The 14,327-nt window shown below is 73.6% G+C and carries 13 protein-coding genes; 8 read left to right on the forward strand and 5 right to left on the reverse strand.

The annotated features are described in order from the left end of the window. Positions 1-12 precede the first annotated feature (12 nt). The 3 genes from BSL84_RS10885 to dnaG all read left to right on the forward strand — a co-directional run bounded on the left by BSL84_RS10885 (position 13) and on the right by dnaG (position 4,693). Entirely contained in the window at positions 13-1,338 is a 1,326-nt protein-coding gene (locus BSL84_RS10885; protein ID WP_030030724.1) for a deoxyguanosinetriphosphate triphosphohydrolase, read from the forward strand. Between the two features lie 93 nt (positions 1,339-1,431). Then, positions 1,432-2,706 (forward strand): NAD(P)/FAD-dependent oxidoreductase, encoded by a 1,275-nt coding sequence (locus BSL84_RS10890; protein ID WP_030030723.1) that lies wholly within the window; start codon positions 1,432-1,434, stop codon positions 2,704-2,706. Between the two features lie 34 nt (positions 2,707-2,740). Further along, complete coding sequence (gene dnaG / locus BSL84_RS10895; protein WP_075970240.1) at positions 2,741-4,693, forward strand: DNA primase; 1,953 nt, start codon at positions 2,741-2,743, stop codon at positions 4,691-4,693. A gap of 107 nt (positions 4,694-4,800) precedes the next feature. Here the strand turns inward: dnaG and BSL84_RS10900 are convergent, their stop codons facing one another. Continuing rightward, positions 4,801-5,283 carry a gamma-glutamylcyclotransferase family protein gene (locus BSL84_RS10900; protein ID WP_078848759.1) on the reverse strand — a complete coding sequence of 161 codons (483 nt, stop codon included), beginning with the start codon at positions 5,281-5,283 and terminating at the stop codon, positions 4,801-4,803. A gap of 350 nt (positions 5,284-5,633) precedes the next feature. On the opposite strand from BSL84_RS10900, the gene BSL84_RS10905 reads away from it, so the two are divergent. Both BSL84_RS10905 and BSL84_RS10910 read left to right on the forward strand, forming a co-directional pair. Beyond that, on the forward strand, positions 5,634-6,185 hold the full coding sequence (locus BSL84_RS10905) for a hypothetical protein (RefSeq protein ID WP_075970241.1): 552 nt from the start codon (positions 5,634-5,636) through the stop codon (positions 6,183-6,185). 129 nt (positions 6,186-6,314) lie between these two features. After that, on the forward strand, positions 6,315-6,944 hold the full coding sequence (locus tag BSL84_RS10910) for a class F sortase (protein WP_030029743.1): 630 nt from the start codon (positions 6,315-6,317) through the stop codon (positions 6,942-6,944). 17 nt (positions 6,945-6,961) lie between these two features. On the opposite strand, the gene BSL84_RS10915 is transcribed toward BSL84_RS10910, so the two are convergent. From BSL84_RS10915 to BSL84_RS10925, 3 genes are all read right to left on the reverse strand, one after another. Next, positions 6,962-7,738, reverse strand: coding sequence for a sulfite exporter TauE/SafE family protein (locus BSL84_RS10915; protein ID WP_075970242.1), 777 nt, complete (start codon positions 7,736-7,738; stop codon positions 6,962-6,964). A gap of 37 nt (positions 7,739-7,775) precedes the next feature. Continuing rightward, on the reverse strand, positions 7,776-8,057 hold the full coding sequence (locus BSL84_RS10920) for a hypothetical protein (RefSeq protein WP_075970243.1): 282 nt from the start codon (positions 8,055-8,057) through the stop codon (positions 7,776-7,778). 118 nt (positions 8,058-8,175) lie between these two features. Beyond that, the gene (locus tag BSL84_RS10925; protein WP_075972048.1) at positions 8,176-9,471 is read right to left on the reverse strand and encodes a ferric reductase-like transmembrane domain-containing protein; all 1,296 of its coding nucleotides are present in this window, start codon (positions 9,469-9,471) and stop codon (positions 8,176-8,178) included. Between the two features lie 157 nt (positions 9,472-9,628). Between BSL84_RS10925 and BSL84_RS10930 the strand changes: the two genes are divergently transcribed. From BSL84_RS10930 to nirD, 3 genes are read left to right on the forward strand one after another with little or no spacing between them, the layout of a single operon-like run. Then, positions 9,629-10,912 (forward strand): NAD(P)/FAD-dependent oxidoreductase, encoded by a 1,284-nt coding sequence (locus tag BSL84_RS10930; protein WP_075970244.1) that lies wholly within the window; start codon positions 9,629-9,631, stop codon positions 10,910-10,912. A 1-nt stretch (position 10,913) separates the two neighbouring features. Further along, complete coding sequence (gene nirB, locus BSL84_RS10935) at positions 10,914-13,439, forward strand: nitrite reductase large subunit NirB (RefSeq protein WP_075970245.1); 2,526 nt, start codon at positions 10,914-10,916, stop codon at positions 13,437-13,439. After that, positions 13,436-13,768 carry a nitrite reductase small subunit NirD gene (gene nirD, locus BSL84_RS10940; protein WP_030026854.1) on the forward strand — a complete coding sequence of 111 codons (333 nt, stop codon included), beginning with the start codon at positions 13,436-13,438 and terminating at the stop codon, positions 13,766-13,768. The genes nirB and nirD overlap by 4 nt, the downstream gene beginning before the upstream one ends. Before the next feature lie 25 nt (positions 13,769-13,793). On the opposite strand, the gene BSL84_RS10945 is transcribed toward nirD, so the two are convergent. Beyond that, entirely contained in the window at positions 13,794-14,207 is a 414-nt protein-coding gene (locus BSL84_RS10945; RefSeq protein ID WP_030026853.1) for a VOC family protein, read from the reverse strand. Positions 14,208-14,327: the final 120 nt, after the last annotated feature.

Below are 14,327 nucleotides of genomic sequence, written 5' to 3' on the forward strand. Positions count from 1 at the left end.
TACCGTCTTGTCATGGAAGGCACCGCGCACGCCCCCGCAGACGACCTCTACTCGCCCTACGACCCGGCCGACACCGAGCGCTTCGCCGCCGAGCCCGACAAACGGCCCGGGCGCACCGCCTTCCAGCGCGACCGCGCCCGCGTGCTGCACTCCGCCGCGCTGCGCCGCCTCGCCGGGAAGACCCAGGTGGTCACCCCCGGCACCCGCTCGTACGACTGGGACGCCAGCCCCCGTACCCGCCTGACGCACTCGCTGGAGTGCGCCCAGGTGGGGCGGGAGCTCGGCGCGGCGCTCGGCTGCGACCCCGACCTCGTCGAGGCCGCCTGCCTCTCGCACGACATGGGCCACCCGCCCTTCGGCCACAACGGCGAGGAGGCGCTGAACGAGTTCGCCAAGGACTGCGGCGGCTTCGAGGGCAACGCCCAGTCGCTGCGCCTGCTGACGCGGCTGGAGCCGAAGCGGTTCGTGCCCGGCCCGGCCGGGGGGCAGCCGGTCAGCGTCGGCCTCAACCTCACCCGGGCCTGCCTGGACGCCGCCACCAAGTACCCGTGGGCCCGCGGCGGCCACCCGACCGATCCCGGCTCGGTGAAGTTCGGGGCGTACGAGGACGACCTGCCCGTCTTCCAGTGGCTGCGGCGCGGCGCGCCCGCCGACCGCAAGTGCTTCGAGGCCCAGGTCATGGACTGGGCGGACGACGTCGCCTACTCCGTCCACGACTTCGAGGACGGGCTGCACGCCGGGCATCTCGACCCCAACCTGCTGTTCGCCGAGCCCGAGCGGGCCGCGATCTGGCAGGTCGCCATCGGACGGTACGTCCCCGCCGACACCTCCCCGGAGGAACTGCGCGCCGCCCTGGACCGTTTGATGGAGCAGGAGTGGTGGCCGCACGGGTACGACGGCTCCGCCGTGGCCCAGGCCCGCCTGAAGGACGCCACGAGCCAGCTGATCGGCCGCTTCTGCCTGGCCGCGGAAGGAGCCACCCGGGAGGCGTACGGCTCGGGCCGACTGACGCGGTACGGGGCCGAGCTGGTGGTGCCGCGCGAGGCGCGCAACGAGTGCGCGGTCCTCAAGGCGGTCGCCGACCTGTACGTCATACAGCGCGACGAGCAGGAGCGGATCCGCGCCGACCAGCGCATCGTCCTGGCCGAACTGGCCGAGGCGCTCAGCGCCCGCGCACCCGAGGGCCTGGACCCTCAGTTCCGCGCCATCTTCGACGCGGCCGCGGACGACCGGGCCAGGAAGCGGGCCGTCGTCGATCAGATCGCGTGTCTGACCGACGCTTCCGCCCGTTCCCTGCACGCACGCCTCACCCGGCGCACCCGACGCGCCGAAGGGTGAGCTGATCGAGCCACTCCCTCTTCACGCGGCAGGCTCGGTGCGGGACGCTCGCATGTGGTCGCATGTGGCGCAGAGGTTATGAGGAGGCATCAGGTGGTCGACGCACACCGGACGTTCGTCATCGTCGGCGCGGGGCTCGCCGGGGCGAAGGCGGCCGAAACGCTGAGGTCGGAGGGGTTCACGGGGCGGGTGATCCTGATCGGCGACGAGCGTGACCATCCCTACGAGCGGCCCCCGCTGTCCAAGGGGTACCTGACGGGCAAGGAGGAGCGCGAGAGCGTCTTCGTCCACGAGCCGTCCTGGTACGCGGCCTCCGACATCGAACTGCACCTCGGCCAGCCGGCCGTCCACCTCGACCGGGAGGCCAAGCGCGTGGTCCTCGGGGACGGCACGGTCATGCACTACGACAAGCTGCTGCTGGCCACCGGCGCCGAGCCGCGCCGCCTGGACATCCCCGGCACCGGGCTGGCCGGGGTGCACCATCTGCGCCGGCTCGCGCACGCCGAGCGGCTGCGCCACGTCCTGGCGGGCCTCGGCCGGGACAACGGCCACCTGCTGATCGCGGGCGCCGGCTGGATCGGGCTGGAGGTCGCCGCCGCGGCCCGCGGGTACGGCGCCGAGGTGACCGTCGTCGAACCGGAGGCCACCGCGCTGCACGCCGTGCTCGGTCCCGAGATCGGCCGGCTCTTCGGCGACCTGCACGCCGATCACGGGGTGCGCTTCCACTTCGGGGCCCGGCTGACCGAGATCGTCGGCCAGGACGGGATGGTGCTGGCGGCCCGTACGGACGACGGCGAGGAGCACCCCGCGCACGCGGTGCTCGCCGCGATCGGGGCCGCGCCGCGGACGGCGCTCGCCGAGACCTCCGGGCTGGCCCTGGTCGACCGGGAGCACGGCGGCGGCATCGCCGTGGACGCCTCGCTGTGCACGTCCGACCCGGACGTCTACGCGGTCGGTGACGTGGCGGCCGCCCACCACCCGGCGCTCGGCACCCGGCTGCGGGTCGAGCACTGGGCCAACGCGCTGAACGGCGGCCCGGCCGCCGCCCGGGCGATGCTGGGACAGCCGGTCGCCTACGACCGGGTGCCGTACTTCTTCTCCGACCAGTACGACGTGGGCCTGGAGTACTCCGGTTACGCCCCGCCCGGCGGCTACGACCAGGTGCTGATCCGCGGTGACGCCGGCAAGCGGGAGTTCATCGCCTTCTGGCTGTCGGAGGGGCGGGTTCTCGCCGGAATGAACGTGAACGTGTGGGATGTCACCGAGCACATCCAGGCCCTGATCAGGTCCAAGGCGCCGGTGGATCGCGAAGCCCTTGCGGACCCGTCTGTTCCGCTTGCCTCGCTGGTTCCGGCGGAGGGGGCCTGACGGGTTTGTCCGCGCCCGGCCGTAGACTTCACGGGTGGCAGGACGGATCAACGACGACGACGTGAAGGCGGTACGGGACGCGGTCCCGATCGACGCCGTGGTCTCCGACTACCTCCAGCTGCGCAACGCGGGCGGCGGCAACCTCAAGGGCCTGTGCCCCTTCCACGACGAGAAGTCCCCTTCCTTCCAGGTCAGCCCCAGCAAGGGCCTATACCACTGCTTCGGCTGCCAGGCGGGCGGGGACACCCTCGACTTCGTCATGAAGATCGACCACCTCTCCTTCTCCGAGGCGGTCGAGCGCCTGGCCGGCCTGGCCGGGATCACCCTGCGGTACGAGGAGGGCGGCTACACCGCCGGCACCAGCGGCCGCGGTGAGCGCATCCGGCTGGTCGAGGCACACAGGGCGGCCGCCCAGTTCTACGTCGACCAGCTGGACGGCCCCGAGGCCGAGATCGGCCGCAGGTTCATGGCGGAGCGCGGCTTCGACCAGGCCGCGGCGGCCCACTTCGGCGTGGGCTACAGCCCGGCCGGATGGGACCACCTGACGCGCTTCCTGCGCGGCAAGGGCTTCACCGACAAGGAGCTGATCACCTCCGGGCTCGCCCAGGACAGTCGCAGCGGCAAACCGATCGACCGCTTCCGCGGCCGGCTCATGTGGCCGATCCGCGACATCAGCGGCGAAGTGGTCGGCTTCGGCGCGCGCAAACTGCGCGACGACGACAACGGGCCGAAGTACCTGAACACCCCCGAGACTGCGATCTACCGCAAGTCCCAGGTCCTCTACGGCATCGACCTGGCGAAGAAGGAGATCGCGAAGACCTCGCGGGCCGTCGTCGTCGAGGGCTACACGGACGTGATGGCCTGCCACATGGCCGGTGTCACCACCGCGATCGCCACCTGTGGCACCGCCTTCGGCGGCGACCACATCAAGATCCTGCGCCGTCTGCTGATGGACAACGCCACCGCCGAGGTGATCTTCACCTTCGACGGCGACGCGGCGGGCCAGAAGGCCGCCCTGCGCGCCTTCGAGGACGACCAGAAGTTCGCCGCCGAGACCTCGATCGCGATCACCCCGGGCGGGATGGACCCCTGCGACCTGCGCCTCGCGCAGGGGGACGCGGCGGTGGCCTCCCTGGTGGAATCCCGCACTCCGCTGTTCGAGTTCGCGCTGCGGCACATCGTCGCCCGGCACAATCTGGAGAATCCGGCCGGGCGGGCCGCCGCCCTGGACGAGGCGGCTCCGGTCGTCGCCAACATCAAGAACATCGCCATCCAGCACGAGTCCGCGGTCCAGCTGGCGGGCATGCTCGGCATCCGCGACGAGCAGTTCGTGGTCAAGCGGGTCGCACAGCTCGCCCGATGGGCGCGCGAGCGCGGCCAGGGCGGCGGGCCCCAGGGCGGGCAGCCCGGCGGACCTCAGCGGGGCGGTCCGCAACGCGGCGGTCCGCAGCGGGGCCGACCCTCCTACGAGGCCATGGAGGCGCCCGCCGCCCAGCCGGCCGGCGGCCCCGCGCTGAACCTGCGCAGCCCCGCCCACCGCACCGAGCGCGAGCTGCTGAAGCTGGCCCTGCAGCGGCCCGCCCTGGTCTCCCCGGCCTTCGACGCGTACGGGATGGACGAGTTCACCGCCCCGCCCTACGCCGCCGTGCGCCAGGCGATCCTGGACGCGGGCGGCGCCGCGCTCGGCACCGACGACTATCTGGCTCGGGTGCGCGAGGCCGCCCCGAACGACACGGTGCGCGCCCTCGTCACCGAGCTGGCGGTCGAGGCCATCCACGCGAAGACGGTCGACGAGGTCTACGCCGGGGTCCAGCTGGTCCAGGTGCGGCTGCGCGCGGTCGACCGCCGGGTGCACGAGATCCAGGGCACGCTGTCCCGGCTGGGCGCACAGGCCCCGCCGGAGCAACTGGCGGCGGTCCAGGAGGAGCTGTGGGTCCTGCAGCAGTACGGCCAGCGCCTGCGCAATCGCGGCGCCGAAGGGCTCTAGGTGTATTGATCACGAGCGTTGACAACGCTCGTGACCAATGCGCCTAGAGGGTGTTGTCCAAGTGGCGTCGGCCGCCCGCCACCCAGACGGGACTTCGACGACACCCCCTAGCCGGGCTCGGGGGTGCGCCGGAACGGCCCGCCCGAGCGGTTGAACCAGTCGCCGCCGGGTATCTCGGTGCCGCGCGCCCGCAGGTCGCCCGCGATCAGCGGGGAGGCCAGGTAGACCCATGCGCGCACGGACGTGCCGTCGGGGCGCAGGGCCTCGCGGGCGATCCGGTCGTAGACGTTCCCGGGCCGGCCGGGGCCCTCGTACTCCTCCAGCCGGTCCAGCGCGGCCAGGAGTGCCCGGTAGCCGCCCGGCGCCGCGGTGATCAGCTCTCCGACGATCGTCGCGCCCGGCCGGTGGACCGCATAGGGATAGCCCGGTCCGTCGTAGAGGACCGCGTCCTGCAGGGTGGCGGGCTCCTCGGAGGCGGTGCGGCCGCGCAGGAACAGCTCGTGGTTGACCTCGCCGGGGCGCAGGGTGCCGTACACGAAGAACGGGAGCGCGGCGATGGCCGTCTCCTGCGGCCGTCCGACCGGTGTCACGGAGCCCTCCCTCGGCTGTGGTGCGGTGCTTCGCGGCCGGGCCGCGATCCCGGCTCCACCGCGCCCCACCACCGTACCCACCGCCTTGCGCACCTCCGTACCCACCGCCGTACCCGCCGCCTGCGCGCACAGCCGTCACCCGAGCGCCCCGCGGGCGGGCCCAGGGCCGTCCGGGTCACTCGGTCACCCGGACGGCGCGGCCGGCGCGGATGACCCGGCACTTACTCTGACCTGCAAGAACACGGCATCCGGAGCGCCGCGGAGACGTAGCTGACGGATCATCAGCAGGCGGGCGGCGGGCGGGCCGGGTTTCCTCGGACACACGACCCCGTGTCTTCAGGGAGAGTCCCATGCGCCGACGTACCGCACACGTGCTGACCGCGACCGCGCTGACCGCCGTCGCGTTCGCCGGCCCGGTCGCCGGCGCGGTCGCGGCCGCGGAACTCGGCATGGTGGGCTTCGCACCCGGCGCTCCGGGGGACTTCGCCAAGCTGGAGGTCTGGCCGAAGTCCGCCGCGCCGGGCGCCACCGTCACCGTGAACACCACCGCGTGCGGCCCCGGCAGCCACGCCGACGGCGATGCCACCACCGTCGGCGGCGGCCGGTTCAAGCTGGTCCCGGGCACCCACAAGGAGGTCGTCGTGGGGCAGTTCCAGGTGGCCCGCGGCACCCGGCCCGGCACCTACGGCATCGGTGCGACCTGCGCGAACGGCAAGTTCGCCACAGGCGACCTGGTGGTCACCGAACGCGGCCCGCAGGGCCACGTCAACACCGGGGTGGGCGGTGGCACGACCACCACCACCGACCCCGCCAAGATCGCGGCGGGAGCGGCCGTCCTGGCCGCGACCGCCGTCGGCGGTACCTGGCTCCTGCGTCGCCGGGCGAGCGGCACGCGGAGCTGACGGACGCCCACCGCGGCTCCGGCCGCGGTCCGACCGGTACCGTCCCCCGTCGCCCGCCCCGCGAGGTCCCCCCGTTCGCGGGGCCGGGCGACGGCCAGTCACCCAGGACGAGAGGCGTAGGGGGTACGCATGGCCGGCGACTTCCGCCCGACCGCCCGCCACGGGGGCCTCGTCGCCCTCGCCGCCTGCATCGGCGTCTGGCTCGTGACCAGCGGTTCCCGTGAGCCGGTCGGGCCACCGCTGCCCTCCCCCGCCGAGGCCCTGACCGCCGCCGGCGCCGTCGGCCCCGGTATCGCCCCGCTCCCCGGTTCGCCGCCCGGCCGGATCAGGATCCCCTCCATCCGGGTGGACGCGCCGCTGGTCGGGCTCGGGCTGGACCGGGCCGGCCACCTCCAGGTGCCGCCTCCCGACCGGCGCGACCTGGCCGGCTGGTACCGGGAGGGCACCACCCCGGGCGCCACCGGTACGGCCGTGATCGCCGGGCACGTGGACGACGCGGCCGGGCCCGGGGTCTTCTACCACCTGGGCGCCCTGCGCCGCGGCGCCGCGATCGAGGTGCCGCGCGCGGACGGCCGTACGGCGGTGTTCACGGTCCACGCGGTCGAGGTCCACGACGCCAGGACCTTCCCCGACACCCGTGTGTACGGCCCCTCGTCGCGCGCCGAGCTGCGGGTGATCACCTGCGGCGGCGGGTTCTCACCGCGTACGGGCTACCGCGGCAACGTGGTCGTCTTCGCCCACCTCACCGGGACCTACTGAGCGGCGGCTACCGCCGGTCAGCCCCACTGCTCCAGGCCGAGCTTGAGCACCAGGGCGCCGACCACGGTCAGCAGCACGCCGCGGACGAAGCCGCTGCCCTTCTTGAGCGCCATCCGGGCGCCGATCATGCCGCCGGCCAGGTTGAACACCGCCATCAGCGCGGCCAGCTGCCACAGCACCATGCCCTGGTAGGCGAACATCGCGAGCGCCCCGGCGTTGGTGCAGCAGTTGACGATCTTTGCGGTGGCGGAGGCCGTCACGAGGTCGAGGTGGAGCAGGGCCGTGAGCGCCAGCACCAGGAAGGTGCCGGTGCCCGGCCCGATGAGGCCGTCGTAGAAGCCGATGCCGAGCCCGGCGAGACCGATGGCGAGCAGTACCCGGGAGCGGCTGACGGGCGAGGTGGAGGGCGCGGTGCCGAAGCCGGGCCGGAAGAGCACGAAACCGGCGACGATCACGAGCACCACCATGATCATCGGCCGGAGGGCGTCCTTGCTGATGCCGCCGGCGAGCGCGGCGCCGCCCATCGATCCGGCGAGCGCGGCCAGACCGATGCGGACGGCGAGCTTCACGTCCACGGGAGCCTTGCGGACGTAGGTCACCGCCGCGCCGGCCGTGCCGACGATGGCCACCGCCTTGTTGGTGCCGAGGACGGTGGCGGGATGCGCCTGGGGCAGGCCGAGCAGGAGCGCGGGCAGGAGCAGCAGGCCGCCGCCGCCCACCACCGCGTCGATCCAGCCCGCGGCCGCGGCGGCCACGCACAGCACGATGATCATGGTCGTTGATATGTCAGGCACGTACCGACCCTATGGAGCTGTTGGGTGCAGTGGCCATTCAATCCTCGGAAACTTGCGCAAAGGTTGAGCTTTGGCGGGCCGGGACCCGGTCCGGGGCCACCGGAGCGGCCGGGTCCACGATCACCGTGAGCGCGCTGGCGGCCAGCACACTGGCGGCCCCCAGCCCCGCCGTGAGCCGCCCCGCCGGGGGTACGCGGGCCAGTGCGGCCAGCGCGGTCCGCACCGGCGAGGGTCTGCGGGGCTTGCGGTGCCGGGCGGCGGGCCGCGCGGCACCGGCTCCGACCGGCACGGACAGGGCGACGTGCAGGGGGTGGCGCATGGTGCGGAAGCTCCTCGGGGGACGGGGGGGACGCTTGGGCGACGGAGGCGCGGGGGCGGGCGCGGGGCGCATGGCGCACGGCGCATGGCGAACGGAGAGCGGCCGGAGCCACGGCGGCTCAGAAGCTGAAGGCCTCCGCGTGGATCCGCCCGGCCGGCACCCCGGCCCGCAGCAGCGCGGCCCTCGCCGCGTCGGCCATCCCCGGCGGCCCGCACAGGTAGACGTCGTGCTCGGCCAGGTCGGGCACCAGCGCGGCCAGCGCCTGCGGAGCCAGCGGGTCGTAGGCGGCGCCCGAAGGCCCGAGGAGGTAGTGCAGCCCCGCCTGCCGCTCGGCGGCGATGGCCTCCAGCTCGGCGCGCAGCACCAGGTGCTCCTCGGCTCCGGCCCGGTAGAGCAGGGTGATGGCCCCGGGACCGCCGGGCAGCGTCTCGAACAGCGCCCGCATCGGGGTGATCCCGACCCCGCCGGCGATCAGCAGCACCTTGGGCCGGGTCCGCCGGGCCGCGGTCAGCGCACCGAACGGCCCGGTGGCGAGGACGCGCGTACCGGGGCGCAGCCGGCGGATGCGGCGGGAGTGCCCGCCGAGCCCCTTCACGGTGATCCGCAGCGTGTCCCCGCGGACCGGCGCGGACAGGGAGAACGGCAGGGCGGTCGGCCACAGCCCCCGTCGCAGGAACCGCCAGCGCAGGAACTGCCCCGGCTCGGCGCGCAGTTCCTCCAGGTGCTCGCCGCGGATGACCACGGAGACGACGCCGGGCCCCTCGAAGCGGACCTCGGCGACCCGCAGCGCGTGCCGCAGGGCCTGGCGTACGGGGACCACGGCGCGGTACCAGACCAGCAGCGCGGCGACCTCGGTGTGCGCGAGCGCCCAGAACCAGGCCGCGGCGGCGAGGTCGGGCCCGGCGAGCTGGTGGGCGAAGCCGAGGGCGGCCGCGAGGTATACGAGCAGGTGCACCCCGCGCCAGGTTTCGTACGACATCCGGCGGCGTACCGCCCGGGCGGAACTCACACCGACCGCCGCCAGGAGGGCGGTCCCGGCCGCGGCGGCGGCCAGGGCGGGGTAGCCGAGCAGCTCGCGGACGGCGCGCACCAGGTCTGCTCCCGTGTGCACGGCGTACCCCAGCAGGGCGAAGAGCCCGTGGCCGAAGCAGAGGAGCAGGACGTGGCGGCCGCCGAACGCGTGCCAGCGGGCGAGCCGGTCGGCGCCGACCCCGTGCTCGACGGCGGGCACCCGGGCCATCAGGAAGAGCAGCACCAGCACCCCGTACCCGGCGAGGAGACCGGTCAGGTGCGCGGCGGTGGCGAACAGCGCGTCGGGCCGCGCCGAGGGCCGGACCTGCACCGCCCAGAGCAGGAGAACCACCCCCGCCCCGCCCAGGATCCCGCCCCTGACCCGCACCGCCGCATCTCGCATGCGGATCACGCTAGAGGCCCCGGCAGCGGCCGCGATGATCCTTAAGGCGGCCTTGAGGAAGGCCTCACCGACCGTTAAACCGGTCGCTGAGGTCGGCGTTCCGTCCGGGTAACAGAGGCGATGCGGCGGGGAAACAGCGGCCGCGCACCCTCATGGCATGACCTCGGAAAAGCGTGTGGTGGTGATCGGCGGCGGCCTCGCGGGCCTGCGGCTCGCGAACCGGCTGGGCCCGGCCGCGGCGGTGACCGTCCTCGGCGAGGAGACCCACGTCCCGTACAACAGGGTCCTGCTCGCCGAGGTCCTGGCGGGCCGGTACGCGCCGGAGGTGACCGCCCTCCCGGCGCCGGGCCCGGTGCTGCGGCGCGGGGTCCGGGCGGTGCGCGTCGACCGCGCGGAGCAGGCCGTGCACTGCGACGACGGCACGGTGGCCCCGTACGACACGCTCGTACTGGCCACCGGGTCCAACGCGGTGCTGCCGCCGCTGCGCGGCCTGTTCGAGCCCGACGGGCGGGAACTCCCCGACGGGGTCCACGCGTTCCGCACCATGGACGACTGCATGGCCCTCTCTGCGGCCGTACGCCCCGGGGTGCGGGCGGTGGTGATCGGCGGAGGCCTGCTGGGCGTTTCGGCCGCCCGGGCGCTCGCCGCCCGCGGAGCGGTGGTGGTCCTGGCCCAGCAGGGCGAGCGCCTGATGGAGCGCCAGCTGGACGCGGACGCCTCCGCGCTGCTGGCCACGCACCTGAGCGAGCTCGGCGTGGAGATCCACACGGAATGCCGGGTCAGGGGCGTGACGACGACGGCTTCGGCCCCGCCGGCGGCCCCGGCCCGCAGGTCCGGGGGCGGCGCCCCCGGCAACGCCGCCGCACCCGGTCAACGGCGGGTCACCGGCGTCGAGCTCGCCGACGGCTACCGGCTGGAGGCCGACGTCGTCGTCCTCGCCTGCGGCGTACGCCCCCGCACGGGCCTGGCGCGGGCCGCCGGCCTGGAGATCCGCAAGGGCGTCCTCGTCGACGACGAGCTCCGCACCAGCGACCCCCGCATCCACGCCATCGGCGACTGCGCCGAGCACGCCGGCCAGGTCTACGGACTGGCCGGCGCCGCCCTGGAGCAGGCCGACGCCCTCGCCGCGGTCCTGACGGGCGGCTCCGCCCCCTACACCGGCACCCGCGCCCTCACCCGCCTCACCCTCGGCGGAGCCGGCGACGGCTCCCTCGACCTCGCCGCCTTCGGCGAGACCACCCCCCTCCCCGGCGACGACGTGGTGCGGCTCGCCGACGCCACCCGCCGGACCTACCGGAAGGTCGTCGTGCGCGGCGACCGCCTCGTCGGCGGCGTGCTGCTCGGCGAGCTCTCCACCGTGGGCGCCCTCGCCCGCACCTGGGAGGGCGGGGAAGCCCCGCACGACCTGTTCCACCTGCTCACCGACGACGGAGGCCACTGACATGACCGAGCCCTTGCCCACGATCGTGCTCATCGGGCACGGCATGGTCGGCCAGCGCTACCTCGAAGCGCTCGCCGAGCGCGGAGCCACCGCCACGCACCGGATCACCGTGCTCTGCGAAGAGCCCCGGCCCGCCTACGACCGCGTGCACCTGACCTCGTACTTCTCCGGCAGCACCCCCGAGGACCTGTCCATGACGCCCGCCGGGTTCATGGACGAGCACGGCATCGCCCTCCACCTCGACGACCCGGCCGAGCACATCGACCGGGCCGCCCGCACCGTCACCTCCCGCTCCGGGCAGGTCTTCCCGTACGACGTGCTGGTCCTGGCCACCGGCAGCTACCCCTTCGTGCCGCCCGTCCCCGGCAAGGACGCCGCCGGCTGCTTCGTCTACCGCACCATCGAGGACCTCCTCGCGATCGAGGAGTACGCGAAGGACAAGAGCGCGGGCGCGGTCGTCGGCGGCGGGCTCCTCGGCCTGGAGGCCGCAGGCGCGCTCCAGGGCCTCGGTCTCGCCACCCGTGTCGTCGAATTCGCCCCGCGCCTGATGCCCGTCCAGGTCGACGAGGGCGGCGGCGCGGCCCTGCTGCGCACCATCGAGTCCATGGGCCTCACCGTCCACACCGGTGTCGGCACCCAGGAGGTCGTGACCGGCGAGGACGGCCGCGTCAGCGGAATGCGGCTCTCCGACGGCTCCACCGTCGACACCGACCTGGTCGTCTTCTCCGCCGGCGTCCGCCCCCGCGACCAGCTGGCCCGCGACGCCGGCCTGGAGGTCGGCGAGCGCGGCGGCATCACGGTCGACGCCCGCTGCCGCACCTCCGACCCGCACGTCTACGCCATCGGCGAGTGCGCCCTGGCCGTCGACGGCCGCGTCTACGGCCTGGTCGCCCCCGGCTACGAGATGGCCGAGACGGCGGCCGACGACCTGCTGGGCCGCGAGAAGGAGTTCACCGGGGCCGACCTCTCCACCAAGCTGAAGCTCCTCGGCGTGGACGTGGCCTCCTTCGGCGACGCCCACGGCACCACCCCCGACAGCCTGGACGTCGTCTGGTCCGACTCCCGCTCCGGCGTCTACAAGAAGCTGGTGGTCTCCCCCGACGGAGTCCTCCTCGGCGGGGTCCTGGTCGGAGACGCCGACTCCTACGGCCTGCTGCGCCCGCTCACCGGCAGCGTCCCGCCCGTGGCGCCCGAGCAGCTGGTCCTGCCCGCGGGCGTCGGCGCGCCCGTCGCGCTCGGTCCGTCCGCACTCCCGGACGACGCGGTGATCTGCTCCTGCCACAACGTCACGAAGAAGGCCATCACGGCCTGCGCCACCCTCCCCGAGGTCAAGAAGTGCACCAAGGCGGGCACCGGCTGCGGCAGCTGCATCAAGGTGATCGGCCAGCTGCTCCCGGCCGCCGCCGACAAGGGGCTCTGCGGCTGCTTCCCGTACACCCGCGCCGAGCTCTACGAGATCGTCCGCACCCGCCGGCTGACCTCCTACGAGCAGATCCTCGACGGCCACGGCCGCCCCGAGGCCCGCGGCGGCGACGGCTGCGAGATCTGCAAGCCGGCCGTCGGCTCGATCATCGCCTCCCTCGCGGCGACGCTCGGCGCGAGCGGCTACGTACTGGACGGGGAGCAGGCCGCCCTCCAGGACACCAACGACCACTTCCTCGCGAACATGCAGCGCAACGGCTCCTACTCGGTCGTCCCGCGCATCCCCGGCGGTGAGATCACCCCCGACAAGCTGATCGTGATCGGCGAGGTGGCCCGCGACTTCGGGCTCTACACGAAGATCACCGGCGGTCAGCGGATCGACCTGTTCGGCGCCAGCGTGGACCAGCTCCCCCGGATCTGGGCGCGGCTCGTCGACGCCGGCTTCGAATCCGGGCACGCCTACGGCAAGGCGCTGCGGACGGTGAAGTCCTGCGTCGGGCAGACCTGGTGCCGCTACGGGGTACAGGACAGCGTGCGGATGGCCATCGACCTGGAGCTGCGCTACCGGGGTCTGCGCGCCCCGCACAAGCTGAAGTCCGCGGTGTCGGGATGCGCCCGCGAGTGCGCCGAGGCGCAGAGCAAGGACTTCGGGATCATCGCGACGGCGAGCGGCTGGAACCTCTACGTCGGCGGCAACGGCGGTGCCACGCCCCGCCACGCCGACCTGCTCGCCCAGGACCTGTCGGACGCCGAACTGGTCCGGCTGATCGACCGGTTCCTGATGTTCTACATCCGCACCGCGGACCGGCTGGAGCGGACCTCCACCTGGCTGGAGCGGCTGGAGGGTGGCCTGGAACACCTGCGGGACGTCATCGTGCACGACTCGCTGGGGCTGTGCGCGGAGCTGGAGTCGCTGATGGCCGACCACGTCGCCAACTACCGGGACGAGTGGGCCGAGACGCTCCAGGACCCGGAGCGGCTGCGCCGGTTCGTGTCGTTCGTGAACGCGCCGGGCGCCCCCGACCCGACGGTGAAGTTCGTCCCCGAGCGTGACCAGGTCAAGCCCGACCTGGCCGTCCTGACCATAGGAGGTGCCGTCCGATGACCGTGGAACTGCAAGTGGCGCAGGGCTGGCTGACGGTGTGCGAGCTGTCGGCGCTCATTCCCGGGCGCGGGGTCGCGGCGCTGCTGCCCGACGGGAGCCAGGCCGCGGTGTTCGTCGACCGCGCGGGGCGTGCGTACGCCATCGGCAACCAGGACCCCTTCACCGGGGCGCAGGTGCTCTCGCGCGGTCTGGTGGGCGCCACCGCGGGCCGCCCCTTCGTGGCCTCCCCGCTGCTCAAGCAGCGCTTCGACCTGGAGACGGGGCGCTGCCTGGACGACGAGGAGGTGGCGGTCCGCACCTACCCGGTGCGGACCGCCGCGACCTCCTGACCGGAGGGGGTGGTGGGCCCGGTGGTCAGTCCTGCTTCTGGACGACGGCCGGGTCCATCCACATGATCTCCCAGGTGTGGCCGTCGAGGTCGTCGAAGGCTCGGCCGTACATGACGCCGTGGTCCTGGGCCGGGCGGGGCTCGGTGGCGCCGGCCGTGAGGGCCCGGTCCACCAGCTCGTCGACGGCGGTGCGGCTCTCGGCGCTCAGGCACAGGAGCACCTCGGACGTCCTGGTGGCGTCCGCGATCTCCTTGTGGGTGAAGTCCTTGTAGCGGGCCTCGGTGAGGAGCATCGCGACGATGGTGTCGCTGATGACCATGGAGGCGCAGTTCTCGTCGGTGAACTGGGCGTTGAAGGAGTAGCCCAGCTTGCCCCAGAAGGCCTTGCTGGCGTCCAGGTCCTTGACGGGCAGGTTGACGAAGATCATGGTCGCGGACATCGAGGTCCCTCTCTCTGCTGCTCGGTCGGTGCTTTCGAGAGGTAGACCGCGGGGCCGCGGAAAACTCATCGCTGCTCGCGAAGTTTTCTGAGTTTTTCTTCCGGGCTGACGAAATCGCAG

Source organism: Streptomyces sp. TN58 (genome assembly GCF_001941845.1).
Lineage (GTDB): Bacteria > Actinomycetota > Actinomycetes > Streptomycetales > Streptomycetaceae > Streptomyces.

Coding starts and splice junctions, on each gene's coding strand:
- BSL84_RS10885 (WP_030030724.1), top strand. CDS start 13: ATGGAAGGCACCGCGCACGCCCCCGCAGACGACCTCTACTCGCCCTAC.
- BSL84_RS10905 (WP_075970241.1), top strand. CDS start 5,634: ATGCGCCGACGTACCGCACACGTGCTGACCGCGACCGCGCTGACCGCC.
- BSL84_RS10910 (WP_030029743.1), top strand. CDS start 6,315: ATGGCCGGCGACTTCCGCCCGACCGCCCGCCACGGGGGCCTCGTCGCC.
- BSL84_RS10920 (WP_075970243.1), bottom strand. CDS start 8,057: ATGCGCCACCCCCTGCACGTCGCCCTGTCCGTGCCGGTCGGAGCCGGT.
- BSL84_RS10925 (WP_075972048.1), bottom strand. CDS start 9,471: ATGCGAGATGCGGCGGTGCGGGTCAGGGGCGGGATCCTGGGCGGGGCG.
- BSL84_RS10930 (WP_075970244.1), top strand. CDS start 9,629: ATGACCTCGGAAAAGCGTGTGGTGGTGATCGGCGGCGGCCTCGCGGGC.
- nirB (WP_075970245.1), top strand. CDS start 10,914: ATGACCGAGCCCTTGCCCACGATCGTGCTCATCGGGCACGGCATGGTC.
- nirD (WP_030026854.1), top strand. CDS start 13,436: ATGACCGTGGAACTGCAAGTGGCGCAGGGCTGGCTGACGGTGTGCGAG.
- BSL84_RS10945 (WP_030026853.1), bottom strand. CDS start 14,207: ATGTCCGCGACCATGATCTTCGTCAACCTGCCCGTCAAGGACCTGGAC.